Below are 22,259 nucleotides of genomic sequence, written 5' to 3' on the forward strand. Positions count from 1 at the left end.
GCCGGGTTCGGCCAATGACTCTTCCTTCGACTGGTGCTCTGCCTGGCGAACGGCGCGGCTATGTCGCGTTCGGCGCGGGCCAGCTGCATTATCGTGAGCAGGGCGAAGGGCCGGCAATCATCTTGGTGCACCAGGCGCCCTGGGCATCGATCCAATATCGTCGCGTCATGCCGCTGCTCGCGGCAGCGGGCTATCGGGCGATCGCACCCGATTTACCCGGACACGGCATGTCCGACCCGCTCGCGGATCCGACTATCGAGGGTTTCGCGGCGATATTGCCGCCGCTGCTCGACGGGCTGGGCATCGACCACGCGATATTGATCGGCCAGCATGGCGGTGCGCTGGTCGCCGGGCGCATGGCCGCCGAATATCCCGATCGCGCGCTGGCGCTGGCGATGGACAATGCCCCACTTTACACAGCGGAGCGCCGCGCACAGCGGCTGGCCGCGATCGACGACTCGCAACGCGTCGCACCTGACGGAAGCCATCTGACCGATCGCTGGTCACTGGTCCGGCGTGTCGCCGATCCCGACTGGAGTGACGAGACGCTCCATGTCTCGGTCCTGACCTATTTCGCGAATGGCCCGACGCGCGAGCACGGCCATCACGCCGCGGCACGGTATGATTTCACGGCCGATCTCGGTCGGATCGCTTGCCCGACTTTAGTCATCGCCGGACGCACCGATCCGGTCTACCCGTCCGGCCGCGCCCTGATCGATCGGCGTCCGGAGTGGGAATATGCTGAATTATCAGGGGGTGCGGGCGTGTTGCTCGATCATGCTGCGACATGGTGCGCGACCCTGTTTCCTTTCGTTGACACCCATGTTGGGTATCAACGAAAAACCTGACTTGATTTGCACTAACATTAGTACATAATGACAATGTTCCCGGTGATACGAGGAACGACATATTAACGACATATAAGGTTGAGAGCCGCGACAACGCGGCCGGTTTCGCAGTGGGACGGTCACTTACGGACTCGGAAACCGAGCCGTCCAAAAGACATGAAGGGAGCGAAGCAAATGACTGCCACCACCAAGAGGATCGGCGCTACCTTCGGGCTGGCGTTGTTGATGACCTCGACTTCCGTCCTCGCGCAGACGGCCCCGGCCGCCGCGCCCGAGCCCGCCCAGGTGCCGGAGGCCGATGCGGCACCGGCCGGTGATAGCGGCCTGGCCGACATCGTGGTGACGGCGCAGCGCCGTTCGGAAAGACTGCAGGATGTGCCGCTCTCGGTCAGCGCGTTCACCGATCAGGAATTGTCGGTGCGGCAGGTGGCGCGCACGCTCGACCTGATTGCCTATGTTCCCAATCTGATCGGCCACAACAACACCGCGCTCGGCACGGCCAACGCCTATACGCTGCGCGGGTTGGGCAATACCGAATCGATCGCGACCTTCGACGTCCCGGTCGGCAGCTATGTCGACGACGTCTTCCTGTCGCGCCAGGGCGCCAACAATTTCTCCTTCTTCGATGTCGAGCGAGTCGAAGTGTTGCGCGGGCCGCAGGGCACATTGTTCGGCCGCAACACGACCGGCGGCGCGATCAACGTCATCATGAAGAAGCCGGGCAATGATTTCACTGGCTTCGCTGAAGCCGGTTACGGCAGGTACAACCGCACCCAGGGCCGCGCCTCGGTCGATATCCCGATCGTGGAGGACAAGCTGCTCACCAAAGTGTCGGGTTATTTCACCCGCGCCGATGGCTATGTTTATAATCAGACCACGGGCGAACGGCTCAATGGCGATCATAGCTGGGGCCTGCGCGGCGCGGTCCGCGGCCTGATCTCGGACAATGTGACCTGGGATCTCTCGTCCGACTATGTCTATGCCAATGGCGCCAATCTGGTGAACTTCTATCGCGACAGCGATAACAAGCGGATCAATTTCACCAAATTGCGTTCGGACACGGCGATCGGGTCGATCGTTTCGCCCGAACTGGCCGACAACATGCTCGGCAATACCGCCAAATCCTATTCGATCATCTCGAATTTGAAGGTCGATGTCGGCGCGGCGACGGTCAACTTCATCACCGGCTACCGCCATCTCTTCCAGGAATATGTCACCGACAGCGCGGACAGCCGGACTGCTGCATCGGTGATCTATAAGAACTTTGACTATATCTCGTCGTCGCCCGGCACGACCACTGTCCTCGCCAATGACGCGTATAGCAGCCAGTTCACCCAGGAGATCAAGGTCACGGGCAAGGCGTTCAACGGCTTTCTCGATTATGTCGGCGGCTTCTATTACCTCAATGAAAAGAACCGGACCTCCTTCGCCAATGTGAACGTGCCGCTGGTCGGTTCCGCGACGGTGACGCAGGATCGCACGGTCAGGAACGGCACGGAGGCCTATGCCGGCTATGCGCAGTTCGACGCGCATCCGGTGCAGGGCCTGACGCTTACCGCCGGCATCCGCTACACCGATGAATTCAAGGATGTCGCGTTCGCGCCCAACCCGAACAGCTTGCCGCGCTCGGGCGTCAACAATCAGCCCTTCTCGACGATCGACGTCGTCAAGGCCGGCATCCCGATCACGCAAAGCTCGAAGGTGTGGACTCCGCGTTTTGCGATCAATTACAAGATCACGCCCGATGTGATGGTCTTCGCCTCGGCGACCAAGGGCTTCAAATCGGGTGGCTGGAATGCCCGTGCCAACTATGCTGCGCTTGCCGTGCCGTTCACGCGGGAAACCATCTGGTCCTATGAAGCCGGCATCCGGTCCGAATTCTTCGACCACCACCTGCGTGTCAACCTGACCGGCTTCTCCTTCGTCGATCGCGATTTCCAGCTGCCGGCCGGCTATCTCGATCCCATCACCAGCACGATCACCTATCTGACGCGCAACTTTGCCGATCTGAAGAATTACGGCCTGGAAGGGGAGGTGACCGTGATTCCGGTGACCGGCCTGAACATCTACTGGTCGTTCGGCATGCAGAAGGCGCGCTACGAGAATCTCAATCCGGCGGTCTATGCGCAGATCGCGCGCTGCAAGGCCGGTATCGTCGCCAATAATTGCAATGCGGGCATCGTCACCCCGACCGGCACCGTCGCCGAGCCGGTACGCGTGCCGCGCTTCGCCTCGACCCTTGGTGCGAACTACACCTTCCACCTGGGCGACGCGACCACGCTCGTGCCGAACGCCACCTGGCAATATACCGACGGCTCATGGGTTTCGACCTCGGATGATCCGCGTGGCTATCAGGACAAGCACAGCCTGTTCAATTTCGGGCTCACCCTGCGCAACAGCAACCTTGGCGCGTCGATTACGGCGGAGTGCACCAACTGCTTCGACAAGACCTTCAAGACGTCGTTTCTGATCTACCCGTACCTCAACGATCCGGGCCGCTGGATGTTGCGCGTGCGCAAGGACTTCTGATCCGACTTGCCTTTGGGGAGCGGCAGGGCGCAACCCTGCCGCGCCTCGATTCGATGTTCTGGAAGATGCGAGCATGACGAAACCCGTTCCAGGTGATGTGAGCTTGCCGCGCGTCAGCAAGGGCAAGCGGCCGCATTTCTTCGAAGACCCGTCGCTCGACCAGATGATGACGTTCCTGCTCGAACTGATGGCGGAGACATCGGCGTTGCGCGATCGTGTCGACACGATCGAGCGGCTGCTCGATGCCAAAACCAGCATCAGCCGGGACGATATCGAAAGCTTCCGCGCCGACGATATGATCGAGAGCGAGCGCACCGCCTGGCGCAAGGCCTTTATCGAGCGCGTGCTGCGGATGCACGCGCCGGACTGAACGGCGCGATGACCGCCTATCCGCATCTGTTCTCGCCAGTGGAGGTGGGGACGCGCATCCTGCCCAACCGGATCGTCCATGCGTCGATGTCGACCCATTATGCCGATCGTGGCCGGGTGACGGATCGGCTGATCGACTATTATGTCAACCGTGCCAAAGGCGGTGCGGCGCTGCTGGTCAGTGAGCCGATGGCGATGTTGCACTGGCACACGCTCCCGACCCGGCCGATGGCGTTCACTGCCGAGAATGACGCCGCTTTTGCGCGCTGGGCCAGTGCAGTCGAGGCGGCCGGCGGGCTGATGCTGGGGCAGGTCCAGGACAATGGTCGCGGTTTCCGCAATGGCGGGCGCAATGATTTCGCTTATGGCGCGTCGCCGCTTCCCGACGATCTGAGCTGGACCGTTCCGCATGCGCTGTCGACCGACGAGGTGCGCCGCATGATCGACGCGTTCGTCGCCGCGTCGCTCCGGCTGGCGCGCGCTGGTTTTGCCGGGGTCGAGATTTCCGCCGGCCATGGCCATCTCTTCCATCAATTCCTCTCCGCCCAGGCCAATATCCGCGACGATGTCTATGGCGGCGACCGTGCCGGGCGCACGCGCTTGCTGACTGAATTGATCGAAGGGTTGCGCGCGACTTGCGGTCGCGACTTCATGATCGGGGTCAAGCTGCCGGCCGAGGACGGGATTGTCGGCGGCATCGACCTGGCCGAGGCGGCGGCGATCACCGAACGAGTCCATGCGACCGGCGCGGTCGATTATCTCACCTGGTGCTGGGGTGCGCATGGCGACACGCTGCATGCGCATCTTCCTGACCTGCACGGCGCGCGCGCGCCTTATGTTGACCGGATCGCCGCGCTGGGCCGCTCCGCGCCCGGCACTCCGATCGGTGCGCTCGGGCTGATCACCGATCCGAATGAAGGCGAGCGCATCGTGCGTGATGGCCTGGCCGATCTCGTCATGCTTGGTCGTCCACTCGTCACCGATCCAGCCTGGGGCGCGAAGGCAAGGGCAGGGCGCGAAGCCGAGATTCGCTATTGCGTGTCGTGCAACACCTGCTGGCACATGATCACGAGCGGCCGCGGCTTGTTATGCGACAACAACCCGCGCGTCGGTGCGCCGGACGAGGCCGATTGGCAGCCCGGGCCGGCACCTGCCGCCAGGCGGGTCGTGGTGGTCGGTGCCGGCATCGCCGGGCTGGAGGCGGCCTGGGTCGCCGCCGCGCGCGGTCATGCGGTGACCTTGTTGGGGGCAGGTGACGAGGTCGGTGGCAAGACACGGCTGCATGCGCTGCTGCCGGGCGGCGAGAATCTGAGCAGCATCTATGATTATCAGCGGCTTTGCGCGGATCGGGGCGGCGTGACCATGCGGCTCGGCCGGCACGCGGATGTGCGGGACGTTCTGGCGCTGGACCCGGATCATGTCATCCTGGCGACCGGCGCGACGCCCGCCTGGCCCTGCTTCCTGCCGGAAGACTATCGCGACGAAGGCGTTTTCCCCGATTTGCGCGACGCGGTTGCGATGCTCGCCCGGTTCGAAGCCCGCCAGCCGGGCACTGCGGTGATCTGGGACGAGGATCATGGCGCCTTCACTTACGACGCCGCGGAACTGCTTTGCGCCCGATTCGAACGCGTCATGTTGCTGACGTCGCGCGACCGGATCGCAAGCGACGCGGCAATCGTCGTGCGCCAGGGTGCTTATGAACGGCTCTATCGCCTGGGCGCCGAGATCGTGACGTCGGTACGCCCGCTCGCCACCTCGCGCTTCGAGGAAGGTGAAATCGCCTATGCCAATGTGCATAGCGGGCGCGAGGGGCTGATCCGCGATGTCGCCCTGTTCACCTTTGCGACGCCGCGCCGCCCGAACGATCTGCTGGCCGGTGCCCTCCGCGCTGCGGGCATATCCGTGACGCTGGTGGGCGATTGTTATGCGCCGCGCAGCGTGTTGATGGCGACGGCCGAAGGGTATCGCGCAGGAATGGAGATCTGAACATGACGATGTATCCCGATATTGCCGGCAAGGTCGCGATCGTCACCGGTGCCGGGCGTCGCAAGGGGCTGGGGGAGGCGATCGCGCGCAAACTGGCGTCCGACGGCGCGCGGATCGTTCTCCACGATCTCGGCAAGACCGCCGGCGACACCGCGCCCGCGCATGGCATCGGCCTGGATGAGGAAATGCGCGCCGTCGCCGACGAAATGCGGGCGGATGGCGCTGAAATCACCACCTTCGCCGCCGATATGCGGGTCGAGGACGACGTCGAGGCGCTGGTGGCGCATGCCGTTGCGACCTTTGGCCGTCTCGACATCCTCGTGAACAATGCCGGGGTCGGCTATCTGTTCGGCCCGTTGATCGAGGCGACGCAAGAGCAATGGGATACCGTGCTCAACGTCAATCTGCGCGGCGCTTTCTTCGCCATGAAACATGCCGCGCGGCAAATGCTCGCTCAGCCGATCGAGGAGCATTGGGGACGTGGCCGGATCGTTTCGATCGCCAGCCGCGCGGCGAAATCGGGATCGGCGCTCACCTCCTCCTATGTCGCGTCCAAGCACGGCCTGGTCGGGCTCACCCGGTCCGCGGCGATGGAACTCGGACCTGAACAGATCACCGTCAACGCGGTCTGTCCCAACCATGTCACGACCGGCCTGGGCGAATGGCAGAATGATTATATGGCGCGCATGCGCGGCCAGAGCGTCGATGAATATCTTGCCGCGATGCGCGGGCGGATTCCGCTTGGCCGGGTCGGCGAGGTCGAGGATACCGCCAATGCCTGCGCATTCCTTTGCTCAGGGCAGGCGCGCTACATCACCGGCGAATCGATGAACGTATCGGGCGGCGAGGAGATGCATTGAGCCGCGCGTGCGCCGGCTTATTCCTGCAATCCGTCGATACCCGCCTGGCCCACGCCTTCGTCATCGTCGGGCTTGCCGCCCGAAATCCCGATCCCGCCGACACAAACACCTTGCGCCATGATCGGCAGGCCGCCCTCCATCGGCAGATAGTCGGTCAGCCGGAGCAGGGCGGGTTCGGTCTTCACGCGCTCGGCCAGCAACCGAGTCGATCCCCGCATCAGCGCTGCGGTGCGTGCCTTGGCCAGCGCGACCGACGGCGTCATCGCGCCCGCACCGTCCATTCGCTCAAGCCGGAGCGGGTAGCCGCCATCATCGACAATGGCGATCGACATGGCCAGCCCGCGCCGTACGGCCTCGGTGCGTGCGGCGGCGAGCATCGGATCCAGTTCGGCAGATGTGAGGACCGGTTTGGTTTTCATCAAAGGCTCCTTCCCGTCGCGACGGCAATCGGGCACTATCCGCTTAATGGGCGTGGGGAAACCTGGGAGCGTGAGCGTTTGAAAAAATCGGATATCGAACTTGGCGAACTGGGGAGCGTCGATCGGCTTAATGCCATCCCGCTTTATCATCAGATCTTCCTGCAACTGCGTGAGGAGATTACCAGCGGGGAGCGGCCGCTTGGCTCGCGCATGCCGACCGAGCAGGAACTGGCCGCGAATTTCGGGGTTTCGCGCATCACTGCGCGGCGCGCCCTGGCCGAACTTGCCGATACCAATCTGGTCGCGCGCAAGCGCCGGGTCGGCACGACGGTGATCTTCGAACCGCCGGCGCGCCCGATCGAAGGGAGCATCGACCAGGCGATCGAATCGCTGCTGACCTTTGGTCGGTCGACTCAGGTCAAGCTGATCGAACTGGGCGAGGCGCCCGCTCGCGCACCGATCAGCGAAGCGCTGGGCGTTGCGGTGGGGACGCCGCTGATCCGGGTCGTCCGCGTCCGCTCGCTCGACGGCGAGCCGCTGGGGCATCTGATCAGCTATGTGCCGACCGATCTGGGTGAACATATCACCCGCGCGGGCCTGCGCAGCACGCCGATCCTGGCGCTGATCGAGCAGGCCGGGGTGAAGATCGGTGCCGCCACGCAGACCATTTCGGCGACATTGGCCGATGCCACGCTTGCCGCGACGCTTGCGGTGGAGGTCGGTTCCCCGATCCTGCGGATCAGCCGCACCGTCACCGATGTTAACGGTCGGCCGGTCCAGCATATCCTCGCGCAATATCGCCCGGACCGCTACCAGATCCGCCTCGACCTCCATAAGTCGAAGGCGGAGATGCATTTCGGCTGATGACGGACTCCGTACCGGGTGCCGTCCCGCGCCTGTCCCGCTTCCGCATGGCGACCATGGGCGCGCCCGATCTTGACCGGTTCGAGCGCTGCTATGTCGACTGGCTGGGTTACCGCGTGCGTGAGCGCGGTACGGTCGCCGGCGATCTGGCGGCAAGTTGGGGTGCATCCGGTATGGCGGGCCGCCGCTTTATCCTGCTGAGCAGCGACGGCGCCGATGATGTCCATATTCGCGCGATCGAGACCGATGCCGTTCCCGGCTATCGCCCGCTCACCAGTTTTGGCTGGAACGCTTGCGAGATCATTGTCGATGACGTGCATGCGCTGGCCGATCGGTTGCGGGCGTCGCCGTTCGAGATCATCGACGGTCCCAACCCGCTTCAGTTCATGCCCTCGATCCATGCGATGCAGCTGATCGGTCCGGCTGGCGAATGCCTCTACCTGACGATGGAAAGCGGCGACCGCAGCACATCGATCCTGCCCAGCCCGCGTGCGGCGATCGACCGGCCGTTCATCCTGGTGCTTGCCGGCGGCGATTTCCCGGCCATGCGCCAATGGTATGTCGATCGCTTCGATCTTCGCCAGCGCCCGATCCGCGATGCGCGGGTTCGTATCATCCAGCGTGCGCAAGGCCTGACCGCTGAGGACAGCTTTCCGCTCACCACGCTCGGGCTGGCGGAACATGGCTTCCTGATCGAGCTGGATGGCTATCTCACCGGGCCGGATCGTATTGCCGGACCGCGCAAGGTCGCGCCCGGCATGGTGCCGCCCGGCAATGCGATGGCGAGTTTCGAGATCGACGATATTGCCCTGGTCGACGACATCGCCATCGCCCCACCGGTGGCCCGCGCTGGGCTGGGCTATGATGGCGGAATGACCTGCGCCGCGGTCGGGCCGGCCGGCGAGCTGGTCGAATTCATCGAACGGAGGCGTTGACGGGTGATCCGCATGATCTGGATCATTTGTATCAATTCTAGAACAAAATGGGTTGCCGTCCGGGCGTCAAAGACATAGCATGTGCCGGACGATGATTTGAGGAGTGCACCATGAAGGTCCGCGATCTCCAGCATGAGGTGTTGCCGCGGGCGACGCCCGAAGAGCGTAGCCGGCAGCGCGCCGTGGTGTCGCTCCGCAAGTTGCTCAACGCCAATGTCCGCTCGGGCAATGTCGCGCGCTATGACAGTGAGGGCGCGCCCGCCTTTACCGCGCGGCAGGGGCGTCAGCCGCAATCCCCGGAAGATATCCGCGCCGCTTTGTTCGAATCGCAACGCTATCGCATGTGGAGCGCGGCCAATCGCTCGGCGCAGGAAATGCTCTGGGTATCAGTCGGCGAACCGGTCTATCGCGACATCGACCGGATGAGCGCAGCGGCGCGCGCGCTGATCGAGTCGCCCGACCGCAAGGGATCACTGACGCTCGATCCCGATTATGATCCGTCGCCCGAGGTCGCGGATATCGACATCCATCTTCAGCCCGGCGGCTATGGGCTCGATCTCGGCCCTGATGATGTGGTTGCGGGCGCGCTCTATGAAACCGGCGGCAATGTGTTCTCCTTCGGTCAGGGAGCGGGGCGGGGCGACACCAAGACCGGCGTCGCGGTCCGGTTGCTCGAGGAGCATTTTCCCGATCTCGAACCGCGTCGTATCCTCGACATCGGCTGTTCGGCGGGCGCGGCATCCGCCGCTTATGCCGCAACCTATCCGCAGGCCGATGTGCATGCGATCGATATCGGCGCGGGCATGTTGCGCTACGCTCACGCCCGTGCAGAATCGCTCGGCGTCGCGGTGCATTTCCACCAGATGGATGCCGCCGTGCTCAACTTCGCGGATGACGGGTTCGACCTGGTCGTCTCGCACAATGTGCTGCACGAGATCGGCGCCGAGAAGCGCCGGGCGATGATCCGGGAATCGGCGCGCGCGGTGCGCCCGGGCGGGGTCGTGATCCATCAGGACGTGTCGATCCGCTTCGAACCGACGATCGTCCATCAGGTCGAGCGCGACTGGGACACGCATTTCAACAATGAGCGGCACTGGCATACCTATGCCACCGCGGACATGCGCGCCGACATGCTGGCGGCCGGGTTCGCCGACGAGGATATCGTCGAGCACAACCTGCCCGCGATCCATGGGTCGAACCGCTGGTACGCGATCACCGCACGCAAGCGAGGCTGATCATGACGGCACCCATTGATGCGATTCTGGCGCTGGTCCATTCCGCGCGCGGCGCGCGGCCGCAGAGCCTTGATGATCGCGAAGTCGAGGAAGTGCTCAACATCGCCCTTGCACTGCTGGTCGAACTGGCGGTCTCGAACGATCGAATCGATCGGCTCGAGCGGTTCGTCGCGGAACAAGGCGGCATGACGGTCGAGGCGCTTCGCGACACGGCGTATGACGGGGCGGCGGCCAACGAGCGCCAGCAGGCGACCGACGCGTTGCTGGCCCGCGTGCTGCGCATCCTGATCGATCCGCGCGTGCCGACCGATGGGCGACCGGAACGGTAAGGCGCGCCCTGATCTTCGAGCGTTTGGTGAAGACAAGTAAGGACGAGTAAATGGCGGATCTGGTGGGAACGCGGATGATCGACGACGGCCGCACGGCGCGCGAGATCTTCGACAGCGTGATGGCGAATCCCGCGCGCAGGAAATTCGGCTTCGGTCAGAAGCTCGCCATCGTGAATGTCGATTTCCAGCTGGCCTATACCGCGATCGACCGTTTCGCGACCGCTTATGAAACGGACCCGCGGCAGATCGAGTATGTCAATCGCCTCTCGGCGCTGGCGCGTGCGCGGAACATGCCGGTGATCTGGAGCCATGTCGCCTATAAGGCCGATGCGGGCGATGCCGGGATCTGGGGTACGCGGACCGACACGCCGGATTCGCTGCAGAACATCAAATATGACAGCGAGCGGCATCACTTCGACCCGCGCTGCGAGATCGATCCCGGCGACCTGCAATTCACCAAGCGGATGCCCTCGGCCTTTTTCGAAACCTCGCTGGCCAGCTATCTGGTGTGGCACAAGGTCGACACCGTGGTGGTGACGGGCGGCTCGACGTCGGGCTGCGTGCGGGCGACCGCAGTCGACAGTTTGAGCCATGGCTATCGCACGATCGTGCCGATCGAGACCTGCGCCGATAAGCATGCCAGCTATCATTTCGCCAATCTGACCGACCTTCAGCTCAAATATGCCGATGTCGAACCGGTCCAGGCCGTCATCGACTGGCTGGAGGCACGCTGATGCGCGAGGGCGCCGCCGATCCTGGCCTGTATGATTTCGCCCCCTATCGCGACCGGCCGAAGATCGTCTGGCCGGGCGGCAAGACCGTCGCGGTCTGGGTCGCGCCCAATCTCGAATATTATGAGATTGATCCGCCGGCCAACCCGCAGCGCAAGAGCTGGACCAAACCGCATCCCGATATCGTCGGCTATGCGCATCGCGATCATTCGAACCGCGTCTCGCACTGGCGCATGGCCGAGGCGATGAGCCGGCATGGTTTTCCCGGTTCCGTCTCGCTCTCGGTCGCCTTGTGCCAGCACCATCCCGATGTGGTCGAGGACGGGGCGAAGCGCGGCTGGGAGTTCTTCAGCCATGGCATTTACAACACGCGCTACACTTATGGCATGGACGAAGCGCAGGAGCGCGCGATCATCGAGGATTCGATCGCGACGGTGCAGGCGGCGACCGGCCAGCGTATCCGCGGCTGGCTCGCGCCGGCACTGACTCATACGCCGCGCACGCTCGACCTGATCGCCGAATATGGCCTGGATTATACCTGCGACCTGTATCACGACGATCAGGTGCAGCCGGTCAAGGTCGCGAAGGGCCGCCTCGCCTCGATCCCCTATAGCCTGGAGGTCAACGACCATTACGGCTTCTTCGTCTATAATATGAGCCCGCGCGATTATGCCGACACGCTGATCCGCCAGTTCGAACGGCTCGCGCAGGAAGGTGCGGCGTCGGGCACGGTGATGTGCATTCCGCTTCACGCCTATCTGATCGGCCAGCCGCACCGCATCGGCGCGTTCGAGCGCGTGCTCGAACATATCGCCGCCGACGGCCGTGCCTGGATCGCCCGTGCCGGCGAGATCGTCGATGCCTGGCGCGCGCAGGCGGGAGCCGCCGCATGACTCTCGACCCCACCTATCTCGCTTATCCGAAGCGCCGCTTGGGCTATGACCATGATCTCTATCCCTGGACGGCGCTGCGCGACCGGCCGCCGGTCGCCTGGCCGGACGGCAAATCGGTTGCGGTATGGATTTGCGTCAGCCTGGAATGGTTTCCGATCACGCCCTCGGACACGCCGTTCCGCGCGCCCGGCCACATGGTCACGCCCTATCCCGATTATCGCCATTATACCTCGCGCGATTATGGCACGCGGATCGGCTTTTACCGGCTGCTCGATGCCTTTGCCAAAGCCGGCGTCACCGCCTCGGTCGCGACCAACGCGGCGATTGCCGAACGCTATCCCGAACTGATCGCCGACATCGTCGCGGCGGGTCATGAGATCATTGCCCATTCGACCGACATGAACGGCACGATCGCGTCGGGCATGCCGATCGAGGACGAGCGCGCGCTGATCGCGACGTCGCTCGACACGCTCGAGCGCGTATCGGGCAAGCGACCAAGCGGATGGTTGTCGATTGCCCGGTCGGAGAGCTGGAACACACCCGATCTCCTGAAAGAGGCGGGACTGACCTATGGTTGCGACTGGGTGAATGACGAACTGCCATATCGTTTCAGCAATGGCCTGATCAATCTGCCGCTCAATCACGAATTGTCCGATCGCCAGATCATCACGGTGCAACAGCAATCCGCCGACAGTTTCGCGCAACAGATGACCGATGCGTTCGACTGGCTGGCGACGGAAGCGCGCGGCCAGTGCGGACGGATGCTCCCGATCCACATCACGCCGTACATCACGGCGCTGCCATACCGGATCGGCGCGTTCGAAGCGCTGCTGGCCGATCTGTCGAGCCGCCCGGAAGCCTGGATCGCGCCGGGCGATGCGATCGTTCAGGCCTGGGTCGACCAGCAGGAGCGGGGCCGGGAGCGCGCATAGCGAGCCGAACATCAATCTGTGTTTCGTTACCAAGCGAAAGGCGGTCGGCATGAGAGCGCGGATCAGGCTCCCGGGATGATCGGAAGATCATCCGGGCGCCCGCGATTCGACTCGTTACTTTGAATTCATCGGGCGCGCCTTGCTGTTCGCGGCAAGGCGTCGCTCGCCTTGGCGTCGCTGGTGGGGCGAATGCCATGTCGCTGGCCGCGCTCCGGTGGTTCGATGGAAGAAACTCGCATTGCCGAAGGGCGGCGCTGTCTCACCGGCTTCGAACCGATGTTTCGGTTTGCCCGCGACTCGGGGGCCGAAGCCAGGATTTGTGAAATCCGCTGCCGCAGCAGCGTTGTCGCGACTATGAACGGGCGATTTACGACGGTTCGTAGGACAAATCCCGCGCTTATTACCACAATTTTTTAGTCTTGGAGAATCAACGGGTTAATTTCAGGATCCCGGCGCCGCCTCACGTACGTAAATTTCGCAAACACCGCCAAAATGGTAATTACAGTTATATGATAGTGTTGACTATGTAATTTCCATATCATAGCCTCACCCCGTCACCGCAAAAGGGTGTCGACTGCCAAAAGAAGCAGCAAGGAGGGGGTGGAAATGAGCCGTATGTTGAGCTCTTATGGACAGGTGCGTGCGCGCGCTTTGACGGGCGGGGCGCTGATTGGATTGCTCGCAACGACGGTTGCGGCGCACGCTCAGGAGGGGCCTGACGCGCAGGCTCGTACAAGTGTGGAGCGCATTCAGGAGGCTCCCGAGGCTCAGGCTTCCGGCGCGGGGGATATCGTGGTGACGGCGCAGCGCATGGAGGAGAGGATCCTCGATGTGCCGATCTCGATCTCGGCTTTCTCCGCCAAGGATCTTGCGGACCTGAAGATTGACGGCGGGTCGGAATTGCTTCGCGCAATTCCCAACGTCAATTTTTCCAAGGACAACTTCACCAGTTTCAATTTCGCGATTCGCGGTATTGGCACCAAGGCGACTTCGGTCAGCGCCGATCCGGCTGTGGCGATCAGCTTCAACAACACCACCTTGCTACGCAACCGACTGTTCGAACAGGAATATTTCGACGTCGAGCGGCTTGAGGTGCTGCGCGGTCCACAGGGTACGCTCTATGGCCGCAACGCGACGGCCGGTGTGGTCAACATGATCCCGCACAAGCCTGAACTCTCCAAATTCACCGGCGAAATTCAAGGCGAAGTGGGCAATTACGGCTCGCAGCGTGCGCGCGGCTTCGTCAACGTTCCGATCGGTGACAATTTCGCGCTTCGCGTGGCCGGTGCCTGGACCAAGCGCCGGGGCTTCGACTACAACACCATCACTGATCGGGCGGTCAACGGCCGCGATCTCTGGTCGATCCGGACCTCGGCCTTATGGGAGCCGACATCCAACTTCCGCATCGGCGTGATCTGGGAGCATTTCAACGAGGACGATAATCGCTCGCGCACCGGCAAGCAGCTTTGTACGCGCGCGGATACGCCAAGCCAGCTCCAATATCCCAAGGGCTATACCGATGCCGAGGGCGACCCGAACAGCTATCCGCTTTATGACGTCTGGCCGGCCTCCACGCTGACGCCGGGCTGTCAGAACAAATCGCTGTTCACCAAGGATTCCAACGGCGTGCCCAACGGCCTTGGTTTCCCGATCGTCACCGGCATGTTGTTCGTCCGGGCCGGGTTTCCCAGCCTCTATCCCGGCGGTCTTTACGCAAATCCGGTACTCGACCCATTCAAAGTGGAGGGTAACAAGCAATCTGCTAATTTGCGTGAGATTTCGACAGTCTATGATCCGGTGTTCCGGGCCAAGAACGATGTCGTGCAGCTCAATGCCGAATTCGATGTGTCATCTGATCTGCGCCTTTACTCGCAGACGCTCTATATGAAGGACAGTTATTACGGATCGCAGGATTTCTTCCGATTCGATTCGCAGCCTATTTTTGCTCCTAAGTCGAGCTTCAGCGCTTTAATTCAGCCGACTTTTGCTCCGTTTCTTGGAGAGGATACCGCAAGAGGCGGCACTTTCTGCGATCCGCAACTTGGATGCTCTGATCGCCCATTGGCCGTGGATCTTTCCAGGTCTAACAGTGAGCAATGGTCACAGGAACTGCGGTTCCAATCCTCCTTCAATGGGCCTTTGAATTTCAGCGTTGGCGCTAATTATGTGAAATTCAAAACCCGCGAAGAATATAATGTCTACAGTAATTTGTTGACACTCATTTCGCTCGGGTTGAATACATTCGGATCGATCGATTGCACCGAGGCGGAGCGCAAAACCAACCCTGGGTGTATTTACATCGATCCAAACCCAATTGGTCAAGGGCCGCAGGATGGCCACAATTATCTACGCAGCATCAGTATTGCGAAGATTCGTTCGGCTGCGGCTTTTGGTGAGCTTTATTGGAAGGCCACCGACAATTTCAAGATAACGGCAGGGCTTCGCTATACCGATGACAGGAAGACGTTGACGCCGGTTGCGACCCAGTTGCTGGCCTTCGCCGGAGAATATGGTGGCGGATTCGTCGGCCGAGGTTATCCGGAAGATCCCGACAAGGTTCAGCAATGGCGTCGTTTCACTGGTCGCCTGGCCGCTGATTGGAAGCCCAATCTGTCCTTTACCGACAGTACTTTGCTCTACGCCTCATTTTCACATGGCTATAAAGCGGGCGGCGCAAATCCCCGAAGTCAGGTCTCCAATCCGGATTTTGCCAATTACACCACCTTGACTGATTCATTTCAGCCGGAGGATGTCAACGCGTTTGAGATCGGCACCAAGAATCAGCTCGCCGGTGGCAAGTTGATGTTCAGTGCGGCGGCATTTTACAACGACTATAAGAAATATCAGATATCGCAGCTGATCGATCGCGGTTTCCATACCGAGAACTTCGATGCGCGGACGATGGGTCTGGAGTTCGAGGGTGCCTGGATTCCCTCGCGCCATTTCCGGATCGGCGCTACCTTCGGGTATCTCAATACCAAGATCGGCAAGGGGCAATATTCGATCGACGTGATGGATCGGCTTCAAGGGCATGATGATTGGGTCGTGCTGCGCCCCTGGGCGCAAAGTCCCAATACTTGCGTGGCCCCAAGGGAAGTTGTCGCGCGGTTGCTTAATTCCCCCGTGTTTATCAGTTCGGGGGTGACGGGTACGCCGCCTGCGGATTGGAAGCCGGGCGATCCTCCGCGGTTTGCTAATGGTATTGGCATCTTCACGAGGCTGTTGTGCGAATCGCCCAATTTTTTCCCAGGCAGATTCTCGCCGGGCAGCCTGCTTTCCCAGCCCTTCTTCGGCAATGTGGTCTACGATCCCACATCGGGTTATGATCCCAGTCAGCCATCAAGCTATGATCCGGCCAATCCATCAAACTATGGCGCTCCCAATCAGGGGCGGGGTTTTGGCGCCAATGTTGGCGGGCATCAGCTCCCCAACGCTCCGCATTTCACCTTCAATGTGGGCGCGCAATACACCTTTTTCCTCAATGACTGGCAGCTCGGCCTGCGTGGCGACTATTATCGTCAATCGAGTAGCTACGCACGGATATACAATACCGCTTATGACAAGCTGAAAGGTTGGGGTAATGGTAATATTGCGATAACGCTAACACGGCCGCAATCAAACCTGACATTCCAATTCTATATCAAGAATGTCTTCAATAGCACACCGATAACTGATGCATTTACCGGGCCAGATGAGCTTGGTAACTTTACCAATGTCTTCACGCTTGATCCACGGCTCTACGGACTTAACGTAAAAGTAGGGTTCTAAATAATTAAGGATAGTATTTTAGCTTCATTTTGGCTCAAATTATATTTTATAATAGCTATAATTATGCTATTTACGAAGATGCAAAGGTGAGTCGCTGTCTTGATATTTCAATATCAGGGCGTGATATCTTTGTATCAAGTGAACTAGATAAATAAAAACAAAAGGAGAGTGCATGGAGAGATATATTATAGTCGAGTTTTATTAGTAGAACCGTAGCTATATATAATTAGGTGCATACTTAATAATATCTGAAAGGTATTCGAAAATGAAATCTCTTTTGAAATCCGCTCTTGTGCTCACGACCGCAGTTGGCCTGTCGTCAGGCCCTGGCTATGCGCAGCAAATCTCGCCGATGGGGCTTGGTGCAAGTGTTACGGCATCTGGCACTATTGAAGTCAGCGTTCTTGGCCTCGGCAGAAGGACGTGCGGAATCACGATGACCGGTACCGTGACCCGGGTGGGTTCGGTATCGCCGGCTGTCACTGGCGAAATGACCTTCACGGCCGGCACGGCAACGGGCACGAATTGCACCTCAACCGGCACCGGTTCCACCATTTGGCCGGTTAAGATTGAAACGACGCTGCCCAGCACGCAGTTCAACAAGGTGCGGATCACCCAATTGTCGTTCAGCACGCCATTCGGCCCCTGCACAACGACCAACACGTTGGTTGATTGGAATAACTCAGCATCGACCGCGTTCACAACGTCTGCAGTGACGGTGGGCTTTTGCACCGTGCACACGATGAATGTGGTGGTTACTCCATCAATGACCGTTCTTTAAACTACTGAATTTGTGGCATGGCGGTTTTCCGCCATGCCGCATCTTCTCCAGCTGAGAATGGTAAGAGAAGAACCATCTTGCCGTTTAGAAGACGATCTCCGGTAATAGCGTTCAGGAATTTCTTGGAAGCGGCAGTATTCTTCCTGGTCCGCTAAGCGGACTCACGATGAATTAGTTAAATATAAGTAATATTTAGGCTATTTGTAATTTTGGAGTACCTCAATGAGAAAGTCGGTTTTGCTTGGCGGCATGATCGCCTCCTCGGCTTTGTCGATAGCTTCGCCTGCCTTGGCAAACCCGATCGCCTCACCTGTGCTTGGCGCGCCGGTCAATGTGACGGGCGCTATCAGCACTACCGTGCTGGGTTTCCTATTCAACGCGACCTGCAATGTCACGATGTCGGGAACAGTGACGAGCGTCGGAACGGCGACGACTCCAGGGGTCGTCACTTTTACCTCGGGCACCGCGACCGACATACCGGGAGGGGCCGTCTGTAACGACCAGACATTGGGTACCGTTACATTTCCCATTATCGCCCGAACGACATCGCAATCGGTGCTGACGATTGATCAACTGAAACTCACCACCCCGCTGGGAACTTGCACAAAGAACAATGTTCCGGTGGCATGGAATAATTCAACATCCGGCGGAACCATAAGTACGGCCGCCGGCATCTGCACTTCTGTCACTGGGACGTTGCAGACAGTGTCCAGTCCGATTGTCATCGGCTGAAGCTTCGATCGGCAAGGCGGAAGTTCGTCATGCAGTTTCTTCGCGGAAAGCCGGGATTGTCAGAATTCTCGAGTAACTTTGGAGTATCCCAATGAGAAAGTCGGTTTTTCTTGGCGGCATGATGGCCTCCTTGGCTTTGTCGATCGCAGTGCCTGCCTATGCGGCAGACGGTAAACCCGCCTTCAGCATCAAGACGCCGCTCGAAAAGCTGGCTGCCAATCCCGGCGCCAACGCCGTGCTCGACCGTGAGCTGCCTGGCTTCACCACCTTGCCGCAATATGAGCAGTTCAAGACCATGAGCATCGACGCGCTGGAAGCGATGTTCCCCAACGTCATTCCGCATGAGCGTATCGTGGCGATCGATGCAGCGCTGAAGGCGCTCCCCGCCGATGGCGGTACGGTCGGCACGCCTGCGCCGGGTGCCGATGCAGCCAGCGCTGCCACCGCGTCGGTCGCTGCCGCGCCGACGGCCCCCGCTTCTTCGCCGGTACCTGCTTCAGGCGCTACGCCGGCATCGGCCCCGGAAACTGCGCCGCGCTGACCGGGCCGACCCGGTTTACCTGTCGGAGGCCGGCCTCGGGTCGGTCACCTGGTCGAGTTTCCTCCCCTCTCGCTCCGGGCATGATGAAACCTCGTTCGACCGGACGAGGTTTCGTCATGCCTTGGGGAAGGGGCGCGTCACGCTTGCGGGGCAATGCGGAAAACGGGTGGACGGTCCCGGGCAAGAAAACGCGTCCACGTAAGAACCGCGAGTTGAAAGTGCGAGGCGATGGAGATTGGTCGGCGGGAACTGGTGCTGATGGGTGGTTTCGGGTTCGGCGCGGCGGCGCTGGCCGGACCGGCTGCGATGGCGGCGACACTGCGGGCAAATGGTTTCACGCATAATGTCGCAAGCGGTGAGCCGGGCCCCAACTCGGCATTGCTATGGACGCGCTATGTCCCGGCCCATGGCGGCGAAACCCGGCTGACTGCCGAGGTTGCGGAAACACCTGATTTCAAGACGATCAAGGCCGGCGGGGTCGCAGTCGCGCGGCGCGGGGACGATTATACGGCACGCGTCACGGTAGCCGGGCTGGAGCCCGCGCGATTCTATTATTACCGCTTCATCGCCGCAAATGGCGCGGTGTCGCCGATCGGTCGCACGCGTACCTTGCCGGTCGGGCCGGTCGGGCGTTTCTGCCTTGGTGTATTTTCCTGCGCCAATATGCCCAATGGCTGGTTCAACGCCTATGCCCATGCCGCGGCGCGCGATGATATCGATCTGATGGTTCACACCGGTGACTATTTCTACGAATATCAACGCGGCTATTATCCCAATGCGCAAAAGGCGGTGGCCGGGCGGATGATCGAGCCGCCGACCGAGGCGATCCGGCTGGCCGATTATCGGCTGCGCCTCGCGTGTTACCGTGCCGATCCGGATCTGCAGCGACTGCATCAGATGTTCCCGATGATCGCGCAGCGTGACGATCATGAACTGGGCAATGACAGCTGGGCGCATGGCGCCGAAAACCATACCCCCGATGAAGGCGATTATGAGGTGCGCAAGCGTGCCTCGATCAAGGCCTATAATGAATGGCTGCCGGTGTCGGGGCAGAGTTGGTCGAGTTATGAAGTCGGCGATCTGGCGACGATCTTTCGCCCGGAAACCAGACTCACCGCGCGTAGCGCCTGGCTTGACATGCGTCCCGCGGTGGAGGCAGCGGGCGACCCGGTGGCCAATCTGATCGCGCTGCGCGACGGGCCATTGGCCGACCCGAAGCGCACCTTGATGGGCGATACCCAGGAACAATGGCTGTATCAGGGGATGGCGCAGTCCAAACGACGCGGCGCCAAATGGCAGGTCGTGTCGCAGCAAGTCCTGGTTGGCCAGCAGAAGCTGCCCGAACTGCCCCAGGCCATGCTGTCCAACCTGAAACTTCCCCCCGAGGGCGCCGCGTATCTCAAGGCGATCAATGCCGCGGCGAAAGCGGGCCTTCCCGCCGACCTCGACGGCTGGGCCGGTTTTCCCGCCGCGCGCGCGCGCTTCCTCAGCGCCGCGCAAGCTGCCGATGCCGATCTGATCGTCCTGTCCGGCGACAGCCATAATGCCTGGGCATTCGATCTGGCCCAGGACGGAAGGCCGGCGGGCGTGGAATTCGGCGGGCACAGCGTCACGTCGCCGGGGCTTGAGGAATATATCTCCGTGCCGCCGGCTCTGGTCGGGCAATTCTTCGTCAACGCCAGCCCGGAGCTCAAATGGGCGGAGACCAGCAGCCGCGGCTATATGGCGATTGAACTGACCCCGGAAAAAGTCACTGGCGAATGGGTCATGATGGAAGGCGTGAAGACGCGGTCGCTCGCCACCCGACCCAGTCGGAAAATGCAGGTGGAACGAGGGCGGCGGATCTTTTCGCCCTGACCCCGCGCGCACCGACCGACTCCCCACTCAATCAAGTCACGAAACTGCCGAAAATTCGAATTTCCCCGATCTTTGAGGACCAATGACATGATGAACCAGGACGAGAATTTATCGCAAGTACGGCGCAATTTCCTGAAAGTGGCGGCGATGACGGGTGTCGCGACGCTGCTTCCCGGCGGCGCGTTCGCCCGCGCCGTGGCCGAGCCCGCAGCCGATTTCGCCAGCATGGACGCCACCGGTCTGGCCGCGGCGATCAAGGCGCGCAAAATCTCTCCGCTGGAGGCGGTCAATGCCGCCATCGCCCGTGCCCAGGCGGTACAGCCGCAGATCAACTGCATCAGCCAGGAACTGTACGATCGTGCGCGCAAGCATGTTCCCGCGATCAACCCGGCTGGACCGTTCGCTGGCGTGCCGATGATGATCAAGGACGAGGCCGACGTCGCCGGAACGGCGAAGCATTTCGGTTCCAAGCTGGACAAGCTGACGCCGATTGCGAAAGAGAATGACCAGTTGGTCGAGATGATCGAGCAATCGGGCTTCAACATCTTTGCTCGCACGACGATGCCCGAGTTCGGCATCCTGCCGACCACTGAAACGCTTGCTTATGGCGTGACGCGCAATCCGTGGAATCTGGATCATACGCCGGGCGGATCCTCGGGCGGGGCGGCGGCGGCGGTTGCCGCCGGTATCATTCCATTGGCGCATGGTTCGGACGGCGCCGGCTCGCTGCGCATTCCGGGGAGCGTGTGCGGACTGGTCGGCATGAAGCCGTCGCGCGATCGCCTTTCCGGCCCGTTGAGCATCGTCAACGGCAAGATGGATGTCAGCGGCTTTCTGGGTGAATCATTCTGCCTCTCGCGCACCGTGCGCGATACCGCCAATATGCTCGCATTGCTTGAAATGAAGGGTGCCGGGGCGGTCTATCCACCGATCGGCAAGGTGACCGGGCCAGGCGCCAAAAGGCTGCGCGTCGGTTATATCATGAACAGTCTGGGGGATCATACGCCGGTGCCGGAAGTGGCCGAGGGCGTGAATTCGACGCTGAAACTGCTTGAATCGCTTGGTCATCATGTCAGCCCGGTCAAATGGCCATTCGACGGCGCGACCTTTGTTGAGGATTTCACCGTCGTCTATCTCGCCCGGGCCAACGAAGCCAAGAAGCTGCTTCCCCCGGGAACCAGTGTGGACCCCAAGATTCTGCGCGCGCTGGTTGAGCCTGTTTCCTTCAGCATGAGCCAATTGGCCGAAGACGTGCCGGAAGACATGGTGGCGAAATGCTATGCGCGCATCGCGGCGGCGTCCAAGGCCTATTTCGGGCTGTTCGACACCATTGATATCCTCGTCACCCCGGTCCTGCTCAAGCCGCCAGCCCGGATCGGCGACATCAACGGCTCCTTGCCGGTGGCGGTGGTGATGCAGCGGCTCAACAATTATGCCGATTATACCATGCTGCAGAACGCGACCGGCGGACCCGCGCTGAGCTTGCCGATGCACTGGACCAGGGATGGCTTGCCGGTTGGCGTGCAGTTCGCCGGACCGTTGGGCGGCGATCGCGCGCTGCTGGAGCTCTCCTTCGAACTTGAGGCCGCTCAGCCCTGGGCGCAGCGTCGACCGCCGCTCTGGGCACCCTCCAAGGTCTGATCGGATCGG

At 61.2% G+C, this 22,259-nt stretch carries 19 protein-coding genes; 18 read left to right on the top strand and 1 reads right to left on the bottom strand.

The annotated features are described in order from the left end of the window. Window positions 1-14 precede the first annotated feature (14 nt). From OO12_RS26705 to OO12_RS04730, 5 genes are all read left to right on the top strand, one after another. Window positions 15-848: an alpha/beta fold hydrolase gene (locus OO12_RS26705; protein ID WP_052215542.1), complete on the top strand. Its 834-nt coding sequence runs from the start codon at window positions 15-17 to the stop codon at window positions 846-848. Between the two features lie 174 nt (window positions 849-1,022). Continuing rightward, window positions 1,023-3,377: a TonB-dependent receptor gene (locus OO12_RS04715; protein ID WP_052215543.1), complete on the top strand. Its 2,355-nt coding sequence runs from the start codon at window positions 1,023-1,025 to the stop codon at window positions 3,375-3,377. 73 nt (window positions 3,378-3,450) lie between these two features. Then, window positions 3,451-3,747, top strand: coding sequence for a hypothetical protein (locus tag OO12_RS04720; RefSeq protein WP_052215544.1), 297 nt, complete (start codon window positions 3,451-3,453; stop codon window positions 3,745-3,747). 8 nt (window positions 3,748-3,755) lie between these two features. After that, window positions 3,756-5,732, top strand: a complete 1,977-nt coding sequence (locus OO12_RS04725; RefSeq protein WP_052215545.1) for an oxidoreductase — start codon at window positions 3,756-3,758, stop codon at window positions 5,730-5,732. A 2-nt stretch (window positions 5,733-5,734) separates the two neighbouring features. Continuing rightward, window positions 5,735-6,592 carry an SDR family NAD(P)-dependent oxidoreductase gene (locus OO12_RS04730; protein WP_034157470.1) on the top strand — a complete coding sequence of 286 codons (858 nt, stop codon included), beginning with the start codon at window positions 5,735-5,737 and terminating at the stop codon, window positions 6,590-6,592. A 17-nt stretch (window positions 6,593-6,609) separates the two neighbouring features. On the opposite strand, the gene OO12_RS04735 is transcribed toward OO12_RS04730, so the two are convergent. Continuing rightward, entirely contained in the window at window positions 6,610-7,011 is a 402-nt protein-coding gene (locus OO12_RS04735; protein WP_034157471.1) for a GlcG/HbpS family heme-binding protein, read from the bottom strand. 78 nt (window positions 7,012-7,089) lie between these two features. Here OO12_RS04735 and OO12_RS04740 point away from each other — a divergent pair, with 78 nt between their 5' ends. From OO12_RS04740 to OO12_RS04800, 13 genes are all read left to right on the top strand, one after another. Beyond that, window positions 7,090-7,875, top strand: a complete 786-nt coding sequence (locus OO12_RS04740; protein WP_235364684.1) for a GntR family transcriptional regulator — start codon at window positions 7,090-7,092, stop codon at window positions 7,873-7,875. Beyond that, window positions 7,875-8,810 (top strand): hypothetical protein, encoded by a 936-nt coding sequence (locus OO12_RS26710; protein WP_052215546.1) that lies wholly within the window; start codon window positions 7,875-7,877, stop codon window positions 8,808-8,810. Before OO12_RS04740 ends, OO12_RS26710 begins: the two co-directional genes overlap by 1 nt. A 110-nt stretch (window positions 8,811-8,920) precedes the next feature. Then, window positions 8,921-10,045, top strand: a complete 1,125-nt coding sequence (locus OO12_RS04750; protein WP_052215547.1) for a class I SAM-dependent methyltransferase — start codon at window positions 8,921-8,923, stop codon at window positions 10,043-10,045. A 2-nt stretch (window positions 10,046-10,047) separates the two neighbouring features. After that, a complete protein-coding gene (locus tag OO12_RS04755; RefSeq protein WP_034157472.1) occupies window positions 10,048-10,374 on the top strand; it encodes a hypothetical protein in 327 nt (108 codons plus the stop codon). Window positions 10,375-10,424: 50 nt separating this feature from the next. Continuing rightward, complete coding sequence (locus tag OO12_RS04760) at window positions 10,425-11,108, top strand: isochorismatase family protein (RefSeq protein ID WP_034157473.1); 684 nt, start codon at window positions 10,425-10,427, stop codon at window positions 11,106-11,108. Continuing rightward, window positions 11,108-11,998 carry a polysaccharide deacetylase family protein gene (locus OO12_RS04765; RefSeq protein WP_034157474.1) on the top strand — a complete coding sequence of 297 codons (891 nt, stop codon included), beginning with the start codon at window positions 11,108-11,110 and terminating at the stop codon, window positions 11,996-11,998. Before OO12_RS04760 ends, OO12_RS04765 begins: the two co-directional genes overlap by 1 nt. Continuing rightward, on the top strand, window positions 11,995-12,930 hold the full coding sequence (locus OO12_RS04770) for a polysaccharide deacetylase family protein (RefSeq protein WP_034157475.1): 936 nt from the start codon (window positions 11,995-11,997) through the stop codon (window positions 12,928-12,930). The genes OO12_RS04765 and OO12_RS04770 overlap by 4 nt, the downstream gene beginning before the upstream one ends. A 606-nt stretch (window positions 12,931-13,536) precedes the next feature. Then, window positions 13,537-16,698 (top strand): TonB-dependent receptor domain-containing protein, encoded by a 3,162-nt coding sequence (locus OO12_RS04775; RefSeq protein WP_200887380.1) that lies wholly within the window; start codon window positions 13,537-13,539, stop codon window positions 16,696-16,698. A 265-nt stretch (window positions 16,699-16,963) separates the two neighbouring features. Next, the gene (locus tag OO12_RS04780) at window positions 16,964-17,479 is read left to right on the top strand and encodes a hypothetical protein (RefSeq protein ID WP_152616271.1); all 516 of its coding nucleotides are present in this window, start codon (window positions 16,964-16,966) and stop codon (window positions 17,477-17,479) included. Between the two features lie 222 nt (window positions 17,480-17,701). Continuing rightward, window positions 17,702-18,211 carry a hypothetical protein gene (locus tag OO12_RS27895; RefSeq protein WP_152616272.1) on the top strand — a complete coding sequence of 170 codons (510 nt, stop codon included), beginning with the start codon at window positions 17,702-17,704 and terminating at the stop codon, window positions 18,209-18,211. Between the two features lie 91 nt (window positions 18,212-18,302). Beyond that, entirely contained in the window at window positions 18,303-18,752 is a 450-nt protein-coding gene (locus tag OO12_RS26715; RefSeq protein ID WP_052215549.1) for a hypothetical protein, read from the top strand. Between the two features lie 228 nt (window positions 18,753-18,980). Next, window positions 18,981-20,609, top strand: coding sequence for an alkaline phosphatase D family protein (locus OO12_RS04795; protein WP_034157478.1), 1,629 nt, complete (start codon window positions 18,981-18,983; stop codon window positions 20,607-20,609). 87 nt (window positions 20,610-20,696) lie between these two features. Continuing rightward, window positions 20,697-22,250, top strand: coding sequence for an amidase family protein (locus OO12_RS04800; RefSeq protein ID WP_052215550.1), 1,554 nt, complete (start codon window positions 20,697-20,699; stop codon window positions 22,248-22,250). The last annotated feature ends 9 nt before the right edge of the window (window positions 22,251-22,259 follow it).

The sequence above is a fragment of the Sphingomonas sp. ERG5 genome (genome assembly GCF_000803065.1).
Classification (GTDB): domain Bacteria; phylum Pseudomonadota; class Alphaproteobacteria; order Sphingomonadales; family Sphingomonadaceae; genus Sphingomonas.

Coding starts and splice junctions, on each gene's coding strand:
- OO12_RS26705 (WP_052215542.1), top strand. CDS start 15: ATGACTCTTCCTTCGACTGGTGCTCTGCCTGGCGAACGGCGCGGCTAT.
- OO12_RS04715 (WP_052215543.1), top strand. CDS start 1,023: ATGACTGCCACCACCAAGAGGATCGGCGCTACCTTCGGGCTGGCGTTG.
- OO12_RS04720 (WP_052215544.1), top strand. CDS start 3,451: ATGACGAAACCCGTTCCAGGTGATGTGAGCTTGCCGCGCGTCAGCAAG.
- OO12_RS04725 (WP_052215545.1), top strand. CDS start 3,756: ATGACCGCCTATCCGCATCTGTTCTCGCCAGTGGAGGTGGGGACGCGC.
- OO12_RS04730 (WP_034157470.1), top strand. CDS start 5,735: ATGACGATGTATCCCGATATTGCCGGCAAGGTCGCGATCGTCACCGGT.
- OO12_RS04735 (WP_034157471.1), bottom strand. CDS start 7,011: ATGAAAACCAAACCGGTCCTCACATCTGCCGAACTGGATCCGATGCTC.
- OO12_RS26710 (WP_052215546.1), top strand. CDS start 7,875: ATGACGGACTCCGTACCGGGTGCCGTCCCGCGCCTGTCCCGCTTCCGC.
- OO12_RS04750 (WP_052215547.1), top strand. CDS start 8,921: ATGAAGGTCCGCGATCTCCAGCATGAGGTGTTGCCGCGGGCGACGCCC.
- OO12_RS04755 (WP_034157472.1), top strand. CDS start 10,048: ATGACGGCACCCATTGATGCGATTCTGGCGCTGGTCCATTCCGCGCGC.
- OO12_RS04760 (WP_034157473.1), top strand. CDS start 10,425: ATGGCGGATCTGGTGGGAACGCGGATGATCGACGACGGCCGCACGGCG.
- OO12_RS04765 (WP_034157474.1), top strand. CDS start 11,108: ATGCGCGAGGGCGCCGCCGATCCTGGCCTGTATGATTTCGCCCCCTAT.
- OO12_RS04770 (WP_034157475.1), top strand. CDS start 11,995: ATGACTCTCGACCCCACCTATCTCGCTTATCCGAAGCGCCGCTTGGGC.
- OO12_RS04775 (WP_200887380.1), top strand. CDS start 13,537: ATGAGCCGTATGTTGAGCTCTTATGGACAGGTGCGTGCGCGCGCTTTG.
- OO12_RS04780 (WP_152616271.1), top strand. CDS start 16,964: ATGAAATCTCTTTTGAAATCCGCTCTTGTGCTCACGACCGCAGTTGGC.
- OO12_RS27895 (WP_152616272.1), top strand. CDS start 17,702: ATGAGAAAGTCGGTTTTGCTTGGCGGCATGATCGCCTCCTCGGCTTTG.
- OO12_RS26715 (WP_052215549.1), top strand. CDS start 18,303: ATGAGAAAGTCGGTTTTTCTTGGCGGCATGATGGCCTCCTTGGCTTTG.
- OO12_RS04795 (WP_034157478.1), top strand. CDS start 18,981: ATGGAGATTGGTCGGCGGGAACTGGTGCTGATGGGTGGTTTCGGGTTC.
- OO12_RS04800 (WP_052215550.1), top strand. CDS start 20,697: ATGATGAACCAGGACGAGAATTTATCGCAAGTACGGCGCAATTTCCTG.